General features: G+C 54.9%; 12 protein-coding genes. 4 read left to right on the top strand and 8 right to left on the bottom strand.

Annotated features, from left to right (window positions below):
• Window positions 1-8 precede the first annotated feature (8 nt).
• From wzc to Y71_RS09135, 3 genes are read right to left on the bottom strand one after another with little or no spacing between them, the layout of a single operon-like run.
• Window positions 9-2,177: a tyrosine-protein kinase Wzc gene (gene wzc / locus Y71_RS09145; protein ID WP_007371254.1), complete on the bottom strand. Its 2,169-nt coding sequence runs from the start codon at window positions 2,175-2,177 to the stop codon at window positions 9-11.
• A 2-nt stretch (window positions 2,178-2,179) separates the two neighbouring features.
• Window positions 2,180-2,623: a low molecular weight protein-tyrosine-phosphatase Wzb gene (wzb, locus tag Y71_RS09140; RefSeq protein ID WP_007371253.1), complete on the bottom strand. Its 444-nt coding sequence runs from the start codon at window positions 2,621-2,623 to the stop codon at window positions 2,180-2,182.
• A gap of 2 nt (window positions 2,624-2,625) precedes the next feature.
• Window positions 2,626-3,771 (bottom strand): polysaccharide export protein, encoded by a 1,146-nt coding sequence (locus Y71_RS09135; protein WP_035888731.1) that lies wholly within the window; start codon window positions 3,769-3,771, stop codon window positions 2,626-2,628.
• Window positions 3,772-4,460: 689 nt separating this feature from the next.
• Here Y71_RS09135 and Y71_RS09130 point away from each other — a divergent pair.
• The gene (locus Y71_RS09130) at window positions 4,461-6,044 is read left to right on the top strand and encodes a TerC family protein (protein WP_007371250.1); all 1,584 of its coding nucleotides are present in this window, start codon (window positions 4,461-4,463) and stop codon (window positions 6,042-6,044) included.
• Window positions 6,045-6,048: 4 nt separating this feature from the next.
• Here the strand turns inward: Y71_RS09130 and Y71_RS09125 are convergent, their stop codons facing one another.
• Complete coding sequence (locus Y71_RS09125) at window positions 6,049-6,804, bottom strand: DeoR/GlpR family DNA-binding transcription regulator (protein ID WP_007371249.1); 756 nt, start codon at window positions 6,802-6,804, stop codon at window positions 6,049-6,051.
• Window positions 6,805-6,888: 84 nt separating this feature from the next.
• On the opposite strand from Y71_RS09125, the gene Y71_RS09120 reads away from it, so the two are divergent.
• Window positions 6,889-7,473: an NUDIX domain-containing protein gene (locus Y71_RS09120; RefSeq protein WP_007371248.1), complete on the top strand. Its 585-nt coding sequence runs from the start codon at window positions 6,889-6,891 to the stop codon at window positions 7,471-7,473.
• 42 nt (window positions 7,474-7,515) lie between these two features.
• Here the strand turns inward: Y71_RS09120 and asmA are convergent, their stop codons facing one another.
• The 3 genes from asmA to udk form a co-directional block, all read right to left on the bottom strand.
• Window positions 7,516-9,363 (bottom strand): outer membrane assembly protein AsmA, encoded by a 1,848-nt coding sequence (gene asmA, locus Y71_RS09115; RefSeq protein ID WP_007371247.1) that lies wholly within the window; start codon window positions 9,361-9,363, stop codon window positions 7,516-7,518.
• A 21-nt stretch (window positions 9,364-9,384) separates the two neighbouring features.
• Complete coding sequence (gene dcd, locus Y71_RS09110; RefSeq protein WP_007371246.1) at window positions 9,385-9,966, bottom strand: dCTP deaminase; 582 nt, start codon at window positions 9,964-9,966, stop codon at window positions 9,385-9,387.
• Window positions 9,967-10,049: 83 nt separating this feature from the next.
• Complete coding sequence (udk, locus tag Y71_RS09105; protein WP_007371245.1) at window positions 10,050-10,691, bottom strand: uridine kinase; 642 nt, start codon at window positions 10,689-10,691, stop codon at window positions 10,050-10,052.
• Window positions 10,692-11,044: 353 nt separating this feature from the next.
• On the opposite strand from udk, the gene Y71_RS09100 reads away from it, so the two are divergent.
• Window positions 11,045-14,374 (top strand): diguanylate cyclase, encoded by a 3,330-nt coding sequence (locus Y71_RS09100; protein WP_007371243.1) that lies wholly within the window; start codon window positions 11,045-11,047, stop codon window positions 14,372-14,374.
• 52 nt (window positions 14,375-14,426) lie between these two features.
• On the opposite strand, the gene alkA is transcribed toward Y71_RS09100, so the two are convergent.
• Window positions 14,427-15,269, bottom strand: coding sequence for a DNA-3-methyladenine glycosylase 2 (alkA, locus tag Y71_RS09095; RefSeq protein WP_007371242.1), 843 nt, complete (start codon window positions 15,267-15,269; stop codon window positions 14,427-14,429).
• A gap of 131 nt (window positions 15,270-15,400) precedes the next feature.
• Here alkA and yegD point away from each other — a divergent pair, with 131 nt between their 5' ends.
• Window positions 15,401-16,753 carry a molecular chaperone gene (gene yegD, locus Y71_RS09085; RefSeq protein WP_007371241.1) on the top strand — a complete coding sequence of 451 codons (1,353 nt, stop codon included), beginning with the start codon at window positions 15,401-15,403 and terminating at the stop codon, window positions 16,751-16,753.
• Window positions 16,754-16,864 lie beyond the last annotated feature (111 nt).

The raw sequence follows: 16,864 nt of genomic DNA, 5'->3' as shown, positions 1-16,864 counted from the left end.
GGGACTGGTTATTTCGAATCGGACTTGTATTCGTATTCGTAGTAGCCGTAATCCTGATAGCCCGTCGCGCGGCGGAAAATCGAGTTCAGGATCACGCCTTTAACCTCAATACCGTTCTGTTCGAAGCGGCTCAGGCTGGTCTGGATCTCTTTCAGCGTATTCACGGCGTAGCGAGCCACCATCAGCGTAGTGCCGGCATGACGACCGACAATCGCCGCATCTGTAACCGCCAGAATTGGCGGGGTGTCGATCAGCACCAGGTCATAGTGACTGCTGGCCCATTTCACCAGTTGCGTAAAACGTTCGCTCATCAACAGTTCGGACGGATTCGGCGGCACCTGCCCGCGCGGAACCAGATCGAAATTGCTGATGGAGGTTGGTTTGGCGCAATTCTCAACCGAACCTTTTCCGGCCAGCACATCGGACAAACCGTTAATGTTGTCGGTGCCCAGCAGTTCGTGGGTGTAGCCTTTGCGCATGTCACAGTCGATGAGCAGCACACGTTTGTTCGTCTGGCTGATCACCGCTGCGAGGTTGGCGCAGACAAAGGTTTTACCGATGGAGGGGCTGACCCCGGTCATCATCAACACATTATTAGTGGACTGCATCATGGCGAAGTGCAGGCTGGTACGCAGACTGCGCACGGCTTCAATCGCCAGATCCGTCGGGTTACCCACCGCCAGCAACTGGCTCTGCTTGTAGCGCTTCACGCCCTTAACGGTTTTGACGCTATCACGCGCTTTCTGCCATTCGGAAAGCGGGATGCTGGCATACACGCTGATGCCGTGCTCTTCAAGGATCTGCGGGCTTTCCACACCGCGATTGAACAACGAGCGCAGCAGAACGCCAACCACAGAGACAATCAGGCCAAGAATAATGCTGCCGAGAATGATCAACGCTTTCTTCGGCTTCAGCACGCCAGGCTGAGTGATCGCCGGGTCAACAATACGCACATCGCCCACGGTACTGGCCTGGGTAATACGCAGTTCCTGCTGTTTATTCAGCAGTTGCATATAGACCTGCTGGCCGGATTCCACATCACGCGTCAGGCGAACAATTTCCTGTTGCGTTTGCGGCATCGCGGTAATGCGGTTGTTCAGCTTCGCTTTTTCATCTTCCAACGCTTTACGTTTTTCCAGCAGCGTGCGGTATGCCGGGTGAACTTTGGTATACAACTTGGAGATTTCCGCTTCACGGAAAGTCAGTTCGTTCAACTGCGAGTCGATGTTGACCATCGAATCGAGCACAGATTTGGCTTCCAGCGGCAGATCGACAGAGTCTTTGGTCTGGCGATAGGTGTTGAGCTTATCTTCTGCGATATCCAGATTGTGGCGCACTTCCGGCAGCTGTTTATCGAGGAATACCAGGCTCTTCGCTGCTTCCTCGGATTTACGCTCGATATTTTGCTCAAGGTAATTACGGGTAATGCTGTTCAAAATAGCGCGGATCTGATCGCGATCTTCACCGGTATACGTCAGGCTGAGCACACCGGTATCTTTACCGTTTTCCACTACCGTCAGGTTATTTTGCAGGTTGTTAATCATCCCCAGCGTGGAGAATTTAGTGACGGTAAACTCGGAGTCATTCGAGGCAAGAATGTCGCTCACCATCATGGTCACGCCCTGCTTGCTCAACAACTTGCCAACTTCGCCACGCGCCTCAAAACCGCCATCGCTGGTTAACTGATACTGTTTTGGGCTCAGCACTTTCAGCGTAAAGGTTTGCTGATTCATCCCGGCAGGCAACGTAAAGGTGGTGACTTTCACCGTCTCGTTCTGCCTCCCCATCAGCCGCTCCCAGCCGGTACCGAACAGCGGAAAGGTGTTTTTCACTACGGAGATGTCGAGATCCAGATCCTCAACGGTTTTGCCCAGCACCATACGCGACTGGATAAGCTGGATTTCCGCATCTGACGCCGGTGGCTTATTCGCCAGGGCGCTGCTGATATCCTGCACCAGTGAACTGCCGGTGTTTTGTTCGATTTGCACCAGTGAATCGGCGCTGTAAATGGGTGTCGCAAACAGGCAGTAGACAACCGCGATCAGTGCAAACACCGAGGTGATGCCCAGTACCCACCAGCGAGCTTCAATGATAGTGCCGAGCAAACGGCCAATATCGATTTCGTCATTGCCCACCACCGGGGCAGCAGAATGCGAATGGTGTGTTTTCTCTGTCATTATTATCCCTGCTGAGCTTGCAATGCCTGCGCCCACTGGCGGGCAGACTGGTCAAGTAAGGTGTAAACGGCTTCAAAAGCTTCACGACTTTTACGATACGGGTCGGGAATTTCTCGTTCGTTATCCCAGTGGCCAAATAACATGACCTTGCCGCGCATCTCCGGGGCAATCTCACACAGGCTGGCGATGTGGCGTTTTTCCATGACCAGAATCAGGTCATATTCACGACACATGGCACCGGAAACCTGCCGCGCGCGATGTCCCTCCAGAGAAAGTTGATTGTCTGCCGCTACGCTCACCGCGTTAGCATCCGCGCCACGTCCGACCAGCGCGCCCAGCCCTGCCGATGCCACTGTTAATCCGGGCTGGTATTTTTTCAGCAGTCGTTCTGCTGTTGGGGAACGACAAATGTTCCCCACACAAACCACCAGAATTTTGTTGAACATAGTCATTGCAAGTTTTGGATATCGTTGGCCGTGTTGGTCATGTAGCGAACGCCACTGATTGTCGGCAGCAACTGGTTGATAAGACGATTCCAGCGCGCCACCGGCGCAGTCGTGACGTACACCACGTCATACGGCTGGAGTCGGAAATTCGTCGCCATCACCAGAGAGGTGGCGTCCGACATATCAAGCTGGTAGATATTGGCAATCTTGCCGCTGCGATCGCTCTCGCCGCCTTTCAACGGACGGATAACGAAGATGCCGCTGGCGTTGGAGGTCGTCAGGTCGATACCTTCGGCCTGGCCAAGCGCTTCCGTCAGCGTCATGCCGCTGAAGTCCATTTTGAGCGTGCTCTGTTTTTTCACTTCGCCCATCACGAACACTTTCAGATCGTCATTACGCGGTACAAAGAGGATATCGCCTGGATAAAGCAGGCGGTTCTGGCTGAGGTCGCCATTCTGCATCAGCGCCTGGAGCGAAATGCGCTGCTCTTTTCCCTGATGTGTCAGCACTACGTTGCGCCAGTCGGCGTTGTCGGTCAGCCCGCCCGCCGCGTTGATAGCGTCCAGCACGGTAAGCGGCACGTTGGTGATCGCCTGCTGGCCGGACTTGGCGACCTGGCCGGAGATGTAGGCTTTTTGTGAGCGGAATGCGGCGATATTAACGTCCACCTGCGGGTCAGCAATGTACGTCGCTAAACGGCTGGTAATATCACTGCGGATCTCGGCGAGGGTTTTCCCCACCACCTGTACTTTCCCGACATAGGGATAAAACATGGTGCCATCAGGCTGTACCCAGTTGCCTGTGTCGCTGGAACTACGATATTGGCCCGCTGGCGTGGTTAATTCCGGGTGATCCCAGACGGTGACATTCAATACATCCCCTGGCCCTACACGATACTGGTAAGCCGCAATTTCGTTGTCGAGCGACATATTTGGTTGAGCGACATTAACGCGCGGGCGCAATTGTTCAATCAGACGTGGTGTTAAAGGATAAACATTCACCATGCGGTCTAAATCAAAGTCTGCATCCTGCTGTTTAATCACATCCTTTCCCATCGTAGTCATATTGCTACCGGGGAAAACAGTGCAGCCACTCATCATGCTTATGGACACCAATAATGGCATCAATTTCATTTTAGATTTCATCATTGATTAATTATCACTTTGGCAGAGTAATTATCCTGTGCGATTTATATAAGCGCTCAAGTTGTACACAGAATCAGAATGCAGTTAATTACGAAAGAATATAACTGGCATCAATCCTAAAAAGCGTTTATTCAACCACATGCGGTTACAGAATAATCCAGGCTGATTGACATACCCACAGGCACGCTACCGCCCCTGGCTTTCAGTTACCAATTCACTGAACATCTCTAACTCATTGATAGTTATCCCTTACAGGCCTTAAGGTTGCAATGTACCGCAGACCAGAAAAAATACGGCAGGAATCGAATTTGTAACGAATAACGATGACGAAAATAACATCGTTAGTATATTTGAGTGATGCAGGAAGAATTGTTGCAGCTAAGCGAATAGCAGGCAAGGCACCAGCCCTGATAAACATATTTTTAAGAATAAGTTTAAGAACAAACTTTTCGAATTTTAAGACTAACCGTATATTGACAAACTTTGTATATGGAATTACTTATGCGAAATATCCTAATTTGCTAATTTTTCCCTTATAATTAATCACAGTAACAATAAGGAAATTGAATTTATACGTATTGCTCATAACCAATAAATTAAGAATAATCGCAGGCTGGCATTGCAATTTCATCCAGCTTTATCCATGATCGCACTGTGACAATTGTCATATCACAGAAGGTGTTACGTTTACGATGGAATGGATTGCCGATCCATCAATCTGGGCCGGGTTGGTCACGCTGGTCGTGATCGAGCTGGTACTCGGTATTGATAACCTGGTTTTTATTGCGATTCTTGCGGAAAAATTGCCGGCGGCGCAGCGCGATCGCGCCCGTATTACCGGGCTGCTGCTGGCGATGTTGATGCGATTGCTTTTACTGGCCTCAATCTCCTGGCTGGTGACACTCACTAATCCTCTGTTTACGGTGCGCGGCTTAAGCTTCAGCGCGCGCGATCTGATTATGCTGCTCGGCGGCCTGTTCCTGCTGTTTAAAGCGACGGTGGAACTTAATGAGCGCCTTGAAGGCAAAGACAGCGACAATCCAACGCAGCGACGTGGCGCGAAATTCTGGGCTGTGGTCACCCAGATCGTGGTGCTGGATGCGGTCTTCTCGCTCGACTCGGTGATCACTGCCGTCGGCATGGTTGACCACCTGGCCGTCATGATGGCCGCCGTGGTGATTGCCATTTCCCTGATGCTGCTGGCCAGTAAATCGCTGACGCGCTTCGTCAACAGCCACCCGACAATTGTTATTCTCTGTCTCAGTTTCCTGCTGATGATCGGTTTTAGCCTGGTGGCGGATGGTTTTGGTTTCCATATTCCGAAAGGTTATCTGTACGCCGCAATTGGCTTCTCGGTGATGATTGAAGCGCTGAACCAGTTGGCTATCTTTAATCGCCGCCGTTTTCTGTTCGCCAACCAGACGCTACGCCAGCGCACGACAGAAACGGTGATGCGCCTGCTCAGCGGGCGGAAAGAGGATGCTGAACTGGATGCCGATACCGCCTCGATGCTGCACGACAGTGACGACAACCAGATCTTTAATCCGCAGGAGCGGCGCATGATTGAGCGGGTGCTGAACCTCAATCAGCGCTCGGTCAGCAGCATCATGACGTCGCGCCACGATATTGAGCATATCGATCTCAGCGCGCCGGAAGCAGAGATCCGCGCCCTGCTGGATAAAAACCAGCATACGCGCGTGGTGGTTACGGGCGGCGATACTGAAGAGGATTTGCTTGGCGTTGTTCATGTGCTCGATCTGCTGCAACAATCTCTGCGCGGCGAACCGCTGGATCTCAAGGCGCTAATCCGTCAGCCGCTGGTGTTCCCGGAAGCGCTGCCGCTGTTGCAGGCGCTGGAGCAGTTCCGCAATGCCCGCACCCACTTCGCTTTCGTGGTCGATGAGTTTGGTTCCGTGGAAGGCATTGTCACTCTCAGCGATGTGATGGAAACCATCGCCGGGAATCTGCCAAACGAAGTGGAAGAGATCGATGCCCGCCATGATATTCAGAAAAACAGCGATGGCAGCTGGACGGCCAATGGTCATATGCCGCTGGAGGATCTGGTGCAGTACATCGCAATACCGCTGGATGAGAAGCGTGACTACCACACCATTGCCGGCCTGCTGATGGAGTACCTGCAGCGGATCCCCAAACCCGGTGAAGAGGTGCAGGTAGGCGATGTTCTGCTGAAAACCCTGGAAGTTGAGAGCCACCGCGTGCAGAAAGTGCAAATTATTCCGCTGACGCGTGACGAAGATCCGGACTACGAAGTGTAAAGGGCTACGCTTTAACCACCGTCACCCCACGGTGGTTAAACGGGGCCAGCAGGCGATCGTCCGTCTGCGCGTCCACCACCAGCGTGTTGATAAGCGAGATATCGCCAATCACCCATGGCGATGCGCTGTTCAGTTTCTCCGGCGAGGCCAGAACTACAGTCTCTGCCGCCCTGTCGGCCAGCGCGCGCTTGATACGCGACTCCTCAAAATCCCCGGTGCTGAGACCGGCGTCCACATGTACGCCGGTCACGCCCATAAAAAAGAGGTCGGCGCGTATCCGGCTGATAGATTCCAGCGCGCCTGCGCCAACGTTGACGATCGAATGTTTGTAGAGATGGCCACCGATCATCACCACTTCAATCAGCGGATGCTGTGCCAGCCCAACGGCGATACTGGGGCTGTGTGTTACCACGGTAATGCGTAAATCCTGTGGGAAATGCGTAATCAGTTCAGAGGTCGTCGTACCGCCATCAATCATAACAACCTGCCCTGCTGAGACGAGCTGCGCGCCTTTCTGCGCGATACGCCGCTTGGCGTCAGACTGCAAATGTTGCCGCTCGGCAAATGTCACCGTAGCGGCGGAAGATGGCAGTGCGCCGCCGTGCACACGCTGTAACAAACCCTCAGCCGCCAGCTCACGCAGATCCCGCCGCACGGTATCTTCCGAGACGCCAAATCGTTCGCTGAGTTCCTTCGACAGCACCTGCCCTTCTTCAGCAAGCTGGTTGAGGATCAATTGCTTACGTTGTGGGGTTAGCATCGCGTTGCTCCTGCTTGCACGAAAAACCTTGATAATGCACGAATGTGCACGTTATGCTGCTATCTTACCTGCACAGGAGCTGATATGTCATCTGAAAATGCACAAATACGCATTATTGCGTCGATGCCTCTCGCTGAAGATTGGGGAAAACTGACCAAATACACCTTTGATTATCGCCGTCATGACGGTGAATGGCAGCGCCAGACCCGCGAGGTGTATGACCGGGGCAACGGCGCGGTGATCCTGCTGTATAACCGCCGCAAGCGGAGCGTGATCCTCACCCGACAGTTTCGTTTACCGCTTTTCGTCAACCAGCATCACGGTTTTTTGCTGGAAGCGGCTGCTGGCCTGCTGGATGAGCTTGAGCCTGAGGAGCGCATTCGTCACGAAGCGGAAGAAGAGACCGGCTACCGGCTGGAACAGGTACAGAAAGTGTTTGTGGCGTGGATGAGCCCCGGCTCCGTCAGCGAAAAACTGCACTTTTTTATTGCTGAATACGATGACAGCAAACGCACCGGAAGCGGTGGCGGCGTAATCGAAGAGGGAGAGGATATTGAAGTGGTGGAGATGGATTTTGCCACCGCGCTGGCGGCAATCCGTACGGGCGATATTGCCGACGGCAAAACCATTATGCTACTGCAACATCTGGCGCTGGAAGGCATTTTATAGCCCTGCAGCGCCGTTGCTTATCCGGCCGAACTGGCCGGATAGTTACATCTTATCAAGCAGCTTTTTCAGGTCTTTGCTGTTTTGCGAATCTTTATTACGCTCAGCCCAGTCGTTGAGACGACGTTTGGCTTCATCCTGCAAATGTTTACGCAACACCTGGTCCACTTGCAGGCTATAGTTGAGCGCCTGCCATTTACCGTAAACGCGCAGTGGGATCGGCGTCGCTTTCAGGAAGTCGATCAGCGCGCTATCACCTTCCCATCCTTCCAGAACCCGGACATTGAAGCGCGTATCGGTCTGCTCCTGCACCAGATCCATCTTGCCTTCCCCGGTGAGCGCCAGCAGCGCGGAGCTACCCTGCATATCGCTGAAGGTCATCTGCCCGTTATCCAGCGACAACTCTGCGCTGAAATTATCCAGCCGGGTGGCACTGTCGAAATTATCTTTCGCATGCACATCGCTGCTGCGAGCCACCGCCTGTTGTACCAGTTGCTGGAAGTTAAGCCCTTCCATGCGGCTGTTTTTCAGATCGACGTGTGCACTCCCCTGCCAGTCGCGGCGGAAAGATTCTGCATCGATATCCGGGCCGCTGAAATCGCCCGCCATGGTCAGGCTGCCGGTCAGCGCAATCGGGTAGTTAAACGCTTTCAGGATATTACCAATCTCAATGCTCTCCAGCCGTGGCTGGAACTCGGCGCGAGGTTGCTTGCCGCGCACGTCCAGCGTGCCGGGCAATGAGATTTGCCCGTTCCCCATTTTGCCCTGCAACGTCGGGATAGCCAGCAAACCGGCATTATTGTTGAGCTGACCGCTGACATCGGCAAACTGCATACCGCGCCAGCGTACGTTTTTCGCAGTGATGCCGATTTGCGCCGTAAAATCGCGCAGTTCGTTGTACTGCGGCGTATCCGCCCCGCTGGAAATCACCGGGCGCGGCAGGCGATTTTGTTCCTGTCCCTGTGGCATCACGCCGTCGCCGTTCAGCGTCCCTTCCGGCGGCAGCAAGTTATCCAGATTGAGATTGTCGAACTGCACATCGACTGCCCAGACTGGCTGCGTACCAAACGTTACGCTCCCCTTACCGGTAAAGGCGCTGTCATTCGCGCTCAGGGTGACATCATTCAGCGTCAGTCGCTGTGCCGCGCTTTGCCACTGCGCTTGCAATGTGCCCGCCCCGCTGATGCCCTTCGGCGGCGTATCGCCCCCCTGAAGTTGCCACTGCAATTTATCAATAGCGGCGCTGACATTACGCGGATAATCGCGTGCATCTATTTTCGCGCTGAATGAAAGCGTCAGGTCGCGCTGATTGCGGTTAACCCGCCCGGAGAAATCCAGCGTCGCCTGATATTGCGCATCCTGCTCCATTTGCAGACGAATATCGCGTACCGTCACCGGTTCATCGTTGGCGCGCTGGAAAACCAGCAGGCTATCCGCAACCTGTAAGCGGGCAATATCCCATGACCAGCCGCGATCCGATTCCACCTGCGGCAGTGAGTTGCCATGAGGCGCCACTGGCGCATTTTTTTCCGGTGCCGCTTCACTTTGCGGAGTGAGCTGAATCACCGCGCCCTTCAGCATCACTTGTTTCACCTGTAACTGGTGCGACAGCAACGGCAACAGGTTGACATCAAGACGCATATTATCGGCTTTCACCACCGGCATTTCCGCGCCGGGGGCCGTCAACGTGACGCGGCCAGAGAGGATGCTAAGCTGCGGCCAGACGTGCCAGCGCAGCGGGCCATCAAGCTGTAGCTGATAGCCGCTTCGCGCCTCGACCTGACGCACCATGTAAGCGCGGAAATCGTTCGGATTGACCAGTAACACTAATGCCGAAAGGCCGGCAACCAGCACGACCAGCAAAATCATCAGTGTTGTTAACGCTCTTCTCATCACATCCTCAATGGAGATCAGTCAGTCTTTATCAATGCGGCTGGCGACCGCGCCTTGCTGATCGCGATACTTCGCATCTTCACGTCGGTTATAAGGACGATCGGCCGGCCCGGAGAGCGGCTCAAAGCTCAGGGCGCCAATCAGCATGCCCGGTCGCAGCGCCAGCGGCAGCTTGCCTGAATTATAGAACTCCAGCACGATACAGCCCGACCAGCCGGGATCGATGCGGTGCGCGGTTACGTGCACCATCAAACCCAGACGCGCAAGTGAAGAGCGCCCGTCCAGCCAGCCGACCAGATCGGCAGGCAAGGTAACGGATTCATAAGTCACCGCCAGCGCCAGTTCACCCGGATGCAGGAAAAACGCCTCGCCTTCATCAAGCACAATCTCGTCGCTCATTACCCGGTCAAGCGCCGCGCTGACTTCATGCTTCGGGCCGCTGAGATCGATAAATGCCGCCGTATGTCCGCTGAAAGTGCGGAATTTATTGCCGAGGCGGACATCCACCGTCGCCCCGTTAATCCGTTCTACCGGCGGACGCGGGTTAATAGCAAGCCGACCGTCATTCAGCCAGGCTTCAATATCGCGGTCACAAAGACGCATGGCGCATTCTCCTTAATAGTGCGACACGCCCCTGAGAAGATCAGGGGCCGGACTTAACACTCAGTGCTATAGCCTAACATGTATTATTCAAAAAACTGGCTGATTTTGGCTTTCAGGATATCGATGGCGATGCGGTTTTTACCGCCGCGCGGCACGATGATGTCGGCGTATTGCTTGGAGGGTTCAATAAATTGCAGGAACATCGGACGCACGGTTTTCTGATATTGCGCCATGACCGAGTCCATTGAACGGCCACGCTCGTTAACGTCGCGCTTGATGCGGCGCATCAGGCAGATATCCAGCGGCGTATCAACAAAAATGGAGAAATTCATCTCATCGCGCAGGCGTGAATCAGTCAGTAACAGGATCCCTTCCAGGATGATCACTTTTTTCGCTTCAATGCGGATAGTTTCTTTGGTGCGAGTATGTTCCACATAGCTGTACACCGGTAACTCAATAGCTTCGCCGCGCTTGAGAGACTGCAAATGCTGGAATAACAGACTATGATCCATTGCACTGGGGTGGTCATAGTTGGTTTTTACACGCTCTTCCATCGATAGATGGCTTTGATCTTTGTAGTAGCTATCTTCTGGAATAACGCCAATGTGTTCATCACCCACCTGCTCGCGCAGTTCACGATACAGCGTGCTGGCGATAAGACTTTTACCTGAAGCAGATGCGCCGGCGATGCCGATGATGACGCACTGATGAGACTGATCAGTCATAAATTTAGCGACCTGATTAACCTGGATGTAAAGGAAGGACGACGCCGAAGCGTCAAACGCGGCAATTATAGGGATTTCACCGTCGTGATACCAGCCGAATCCTTAGCGGAAACAGGGACGGTAAAAAGCCGCTCGCTTTTGCCCGTCTGGCTGACCAGCCATAAATTAAAACGCTCAAAATTAACCCGGCAGATGTGTTTTTATTACTGACTAAGTAATTAATAACATTATGGTGTCAAATTATGAGCGCCCGGCATAGGAATTGTAAATTGTTTGTACTAGCATAATCCAAAATTCAAATTTCACTCTCCGGACGCGGTTCCGGACGTCACAGGGTTGCGGATAAAGCGGTAATGAAGAAACAACACCAGCGCGTTTTGGTTACCACCCCACATCCTGGGTTGCGGCTTGTCAGTTTAGGGCTGCTCTCTTTCATCTTTACGCTCTTCTCGCTGGAGCTTATCCGTTTTGGCACTGTTATCGCACCGCTGTGGTTTCCCACCGCCATCATTATGGTGGGATTTTACCGCCACGCAGGGCGGATGTGGCCGGGCATCGCGCTGGTCTGCGTGCTGGGCAATGTCGCTGCGACAATCATGCTCTTATCGGCCAACGCAGTCGATCTACGCTATACCGCCGTCAATGTTATTGAGGCCGCGATAGGCGCGGTGCTACTGCGCAAACTGTTGCCCTGGTATAACCCGCTGCAAAACCTCGGCGACTGGCTGCGTCTGGCGGTCGGCAGCGCGATTATCCCGCCGCTGGTCGGCGGCGTGCTGGTTTGTTTGCTGGTGCCCGGCGACAATATTCTGCGTACTTTTCTGGTCTGGGTGCTGTCGGAATCCATCGGCGCGCTGGCGTTGGTGCCGCTCGGCCTGCTGTTTAAACCGCATTACCTGCTGCGTCACCGTAGACCTCAGTTGCTGCTGGAAACACTCGTTACGCTCGCTGTCACGCTCGGGCTAAGCTGGCTGGCGCTGCACTACCTGCCGTGGCCGTTTACTGCGGTCATTGTACTGCTGATGTGGAGCGCCGTGCGTCTGCCGCGGGTTGAAGCCTTTCTCGTCTTTCTGATTACCATCATGATGGTCTCGCTGATGATTGCAGATGATCCCTCTCTCATCACCATGCCGAAAAACAACGTGATGATGAACGCACCGTGGCTGCCGTTTCTGATGATCCTGCTGCCGGTGAACGTCATGACGATGGTGATGTACGCCTTTCGCGCCGAGCGCAAACACATCATCGAAAGCGAAGAGCGCTTTCGAAATGCGATGGAGTATTCCGCCATCGGGATGGCGCTGGTGAGCACCGAAGGACAGTGGTTACAGGCCAACAAAGCGTTATGTCAGTTTCTGGGCTACAGCCAGGAGGAACTGCAGCAGATGACCTTCCAGCAGCTCACCTGCCCGGAAGATTTAAACAGCGATCTGGAACAGCTTGAGCAATTGGTGCGCGGCGACATCTCCACTTACTCCATGGAAAAGCGCTATTACACGCGCAGCGGCGAACTGGTGTGGGCGCTGATGGCAGTTTCCGTTGTGCGCCATACGGATGGCACCCCGCTCTACTTTATCGCCCAGGTCGAAGACATTAACGATCTGAAGCAGACCGAGTGGGTTAACAAGCGCCTGATGGAGCGTATCACGCTGGCGAACGAAGCGGGCGGGATTGGCATCTGGGAGTGGGAGCTTGAGCCGGACATTATCAGTTGGGATAAGCGCATGTTCGAGATGTACGAAGTGCCGCCCCACACGAAACCGACATGGCAATTGTGGTACGAGCGCGTGCTGCCGGAAGACAGGCCGGAAACCGAACGCATTATCCGCGACGGGCTGGCGGCGCGCATGGCCTTCAAACTGGAGTTCCGCATTAGCGTCAAAGGCGGTATTCGCCATATTCGCGCGCTGGCAAACCGCGTGCTGAACAAGCATGGCGAAGTCGAACGCCTGCTCGGCGTCAATATGGATATGACGGAAGTTAAGCAGTTGAATGACGCGCTGTTCCAGGAAAAAGAGCGCCTGCACATTACGCTGGATTCCATCGGCGAAGCGGTGCTTTGTACCGATGTGGATATGAACGTCACTTTTATGAATCCGGTGGCGGAAAAAATGAGCGGCTGGGCGCAGGAACAGGCTATCGGCCAGCCGTTGCTGACAGTGCTGCGCATTACGTTTGGTGATAATGGTCCGGTGATGGAAAACATCCACAGTGGTGATATGTCACGTTCGGCCATTGAACAGGATGTGGTACTGCACTGCCGCACCGGCGGCAGCTTCGACATTCACTACAGCGTAACGCCGCTCAGCACGCTGGATGGGCAACATATCGGCTCTGTGCTGGTGATCCAGGACGTAACGGAATCCCGCAAAATGCTGCGGCAACTGAGCTACAGCGCTTCCCACGATGCGCTGACCCATCTGGCGAACCGGGTCAGTTTTGAAAACCATCTCAAACGCCTGCTGCTGACAGTACAGGAATTCCACCAGCGTCATGCGCTGGTGTTTATCGATCTTGACCGCTTTAAAGCCGTCAACGATACAGCCGGGCACGCGGCGGGGGATGCCCTGCTGCGCGAGATCGCGTCGCTGATGCTCAGCATGTTGCGTTCGACCGATATTCTTGCCCGCCTTGGCGGCGATGAATTCGGTTTACTGCTGCCGGACTGTAATGTCGAGAGCGCGCGGTATATTTCCGGGCGTATTGTTGAAGCCATCAATGACTACCACTTTATGTGGGAAGGCCGTTTGCACCGCATCGGCGCCAGCGCCGGAATTTCGCTGATTGATGAAACTAACTATCAGGCTTCAGAAGTGATGTCGCAGGCGGATATCGCCTGTTATGCCTCCAAAAATAATGGGCGCGGGATCGTGACCGTGTACGAACCGCAGCAAGGCCAGATGCAGCATGATCGCAGCATCATGTCGCTGGATGAACAGTGGCATATGATCAAAGACAATCATCTGCTGCTGATTGCCCGCGGCGTAGCGTCGCCGCGCGTACCGGAGGCCTGCAACTTCTGGCTACTCTCCCTGCGCTTGTGGACCAGCGAAGGCGAAGTGATGGAGGAGCACGCTTTCCGTTCCGGCCTTAGCGAACCAGAGCTGATCCGCGCGCTCGACCGCCGCGTATTCCATGAGTTTTTCCGTAACCACGCTACTGCCGTTGCGGGTAAAGGGCTCGGCGTTGCCCTGCCGCTTTCCGTGGCCGGGCTCTCCAGCACAACGCTGGTGAATGAACTGCTCGAACTGCTGGAAAGCGGCCCGCTATCCGCCCGGCTGTTGCATCTGGTGGTACATGCCGATGCGCTGATGCGTGAAGATAACACCCTGCTCGACAATCTGAAGCGGCTGCGCCAGGCGGGTTGCCGCATTATTCTCAGCCGTATCGGGCACGATCTGGATATTTTTAACCGCCTGAGTCCGAATATGGTCGATTACCTGATGCTCGATCCGGAACTGGTTACCAACGTTCACGGTAATCTGATGGACGAGATGATGGTGACCATTATTCAGGGCCACGCCCAGCGCCTTGGCATGAAGAGCATTGCCGGGCCGACCAATCAGCCGCTGATGATGGATACCCTTTCCGGCGTCGGCATCGATATGATTTATGGCGATATTATTTCGCAGGCTCAGCCGCTGGATTTGATGCTGAATACCAGTTATTTCGCTATCAACTGACAAACAGGGTGGCGCCTTATCCGGACGGAAAATGCATTAAAACCACAAGGCATCACACTTCAGGCCCCCACCCCGCCGTATACCAGATATGCAACAGTGCATAGGAGCGCCACGGCTGCCAGCGTTCGGCGTAGCGCCTCGTCTGCGCGGGCGTCATCCCGGCAAAACGCTGCTTGATCAGATAATCGTCGGGTAGAAAAATATCTTTCGCCTGCCAGCCGCGCAGGGCAAAGTAGCTGGCGGTCCAGCGGCCGATGCCGGGGAAAGTTTGCAAGGCTTTCACCCCCTGCTCCACATCCACCGGTGCCGTCAGCGGCAGCAAACCGTCGCAGGCTGCCTGTGCCAGATATATCAGCGATTCAGCGCGTTTGCGCGGCATGCCGAGCGTTTGTAAATCCCCGACTTGCGCCGCAGAGAGCTGCTGCGGAGTGGGAAAACAGATAAAACCGCGCTCATCCAGCACATCGCCATAACGCTGCGCAACCTTTGCCGTCAGCTTTGCCGCCATCGCCACGCTGACTAACTGGCCTAAAATCGCCCGCACGCCCTGCTCAAATGGATCAACACATCCCGGCAGGCGCAACCCCGGTCGCGCAGCGCCCAACGTCCCCAGCGCCGCGGTCACCTCCTGCGGATTGCAGTCAAGATCAAACAGACAGCGAATCCGTTGCAGGCACAGTTCCGCAATCGGCTGCAAACCTTCACTGAGCGTGACCCTCAGTGTCGCGCTCGCCTCATCCGGTTCGGCAATAATCAACCCGCGATGCTCGCCAGCGGCAAAGGAGCGCACATAGCGTGTCGCATCAATCTCTTCAACACCCGCCACGGCGCGATCGCCTAAAAATCCCAACATCCAGGCCCAGTCATAGGGCGGCTGCCAGCGCAGTTCGTACATAGTTGCTCCTCTTTTCTGCTAACAGCATAAACGGCATCGGAATTTTCCGCCTTGCTTTCATATTCCGGTTGTCGCCCGCGCCGCATTCGGCTAAAGTCGCCCCCCTTCTTCACTGGCATGGGGATAAACACGTGTTTGTAGGCTTTGACTACGGGACAGCAAACTGCTCGATTGCAGTAATGCGCGATGGCGCGCCACACCTGCTGACCATGGAAAATAACAGTACGCTGCTGCCATCTATGCTCTGCGCGCCAACGCGCGAAGCCGTCAGCGAATGGCTCTATCGTCACCATCAGGTTCCGGCTACGGGGAGCGAAACCCAGGCGCTACTGCGCCGGGCAGTGAGCTTTAACCGTGAGGAAGATATTGAGGTCAACGCCGCCAGCGTACAATTTGGCCTCGCCTCGCTGCGTCAGTATGTGAGCGATCCGGAAGAGGTTTACTTCGTTAAATCGCCGAAATCCTTCCTCGGCGCCAGCGGCCTGAAACCGCAGCAGATCGCCCTGTTTGAGGATCTGGTCTGCGCCATGATGCTGCACATTCGCCAGCAGGCCGAAACGCAACTGCCGGAAAGCATCAACCAGGCGGTCATTGGCCGACCGATCAACTTCCAGGGGCTCGGCGGCGATGATGCTAACGCCCAGGCACAGGGGATCCTTGAGCGCGCGGCGAAACGCGCCGGTTTCCGTGATGTGGTGTTCCAGTATGAACCGGTAGCAGCAGGGCTCGATTTTGAAGCCACACTAAGCGAAGAGAAACGCGTGCTGGTGGTGGATATTGGCGGCGGAACAACAGACTGCTCCATTCTGCTGATGGGCCCACAGTGGCGCGCCAGACAGGATCGTGCAGCCAGCCTACTCGGCCACAGCGGTTGCCGCGTTGGCGGTAACGATCTGGATATCGCACTGGCGTTTAAAAGCCTGATGCCTCTGCTTGGTATGGGCGGCCAGACGGAAAAAGGCATCGCCCTGCCAATTCTGCCGTGGTGGAACGCGGTGGCGATCAACGATGTGCCGGCGCAAGCCGAATTTTACAGCGCCGCCAATGGCCGTCTGCTCAACGATCTGCTGCGCGACGCCCGCGACGCGGAAAAAGTGGCCCTGCTGCTGAAAGTGTGGCGGCAGCGTCTGAGCTACCGGCTGGTGCGCAGCGCCGAAGAGAGCAAAATAGCGCTCTCGGAAGAAGCGCATGTCACCGCGCCGCTGCCGTTTATCAGCGACGATCTTGCCACTGCCATCACCCAGGAGGGTCTGGAAGCGGCGCTCAATCAGCCGTTACAGCGCATTATTGAGCAGGTGCAGTTGGCGCTGGAAAACAGCAACGAAACGCCGGAAGTAATCTACCTGACCGGCGGGAGCGCCCGCTCGCCCATCATCAAGAAAGCGCTGGCGGAAACGCTGCCGGGGATTCCGATTGCGGGCGGCGATGATTTTGGCTCTGTCACCGCCGGGCTTGCCCGCTGGGCGCAGGTTCTGTTTCGCTAATATTTTGCCGGATGATCGCCATCCGGCATGATTTTCTTCTCCATATTACCCCTAACGCAAATTTCCATCCCCGCTCGACGTTTCTAAACAGTGTTTCATATTTCCTCCATT

It is taken from the genome of Kosakonia radicincitans DSM 16656 (assembly GCF_000280495.2).
Lineage (GTDB): Bacteria > Pseudomonadota > Gammaproteobacteria > Enterobacterales > Enterobacteriaceae > Kosakonia > Kosakonia radicincitans.
This window is presented reverse-complemented; position numbering and strand designations above follow the sequence as displayed.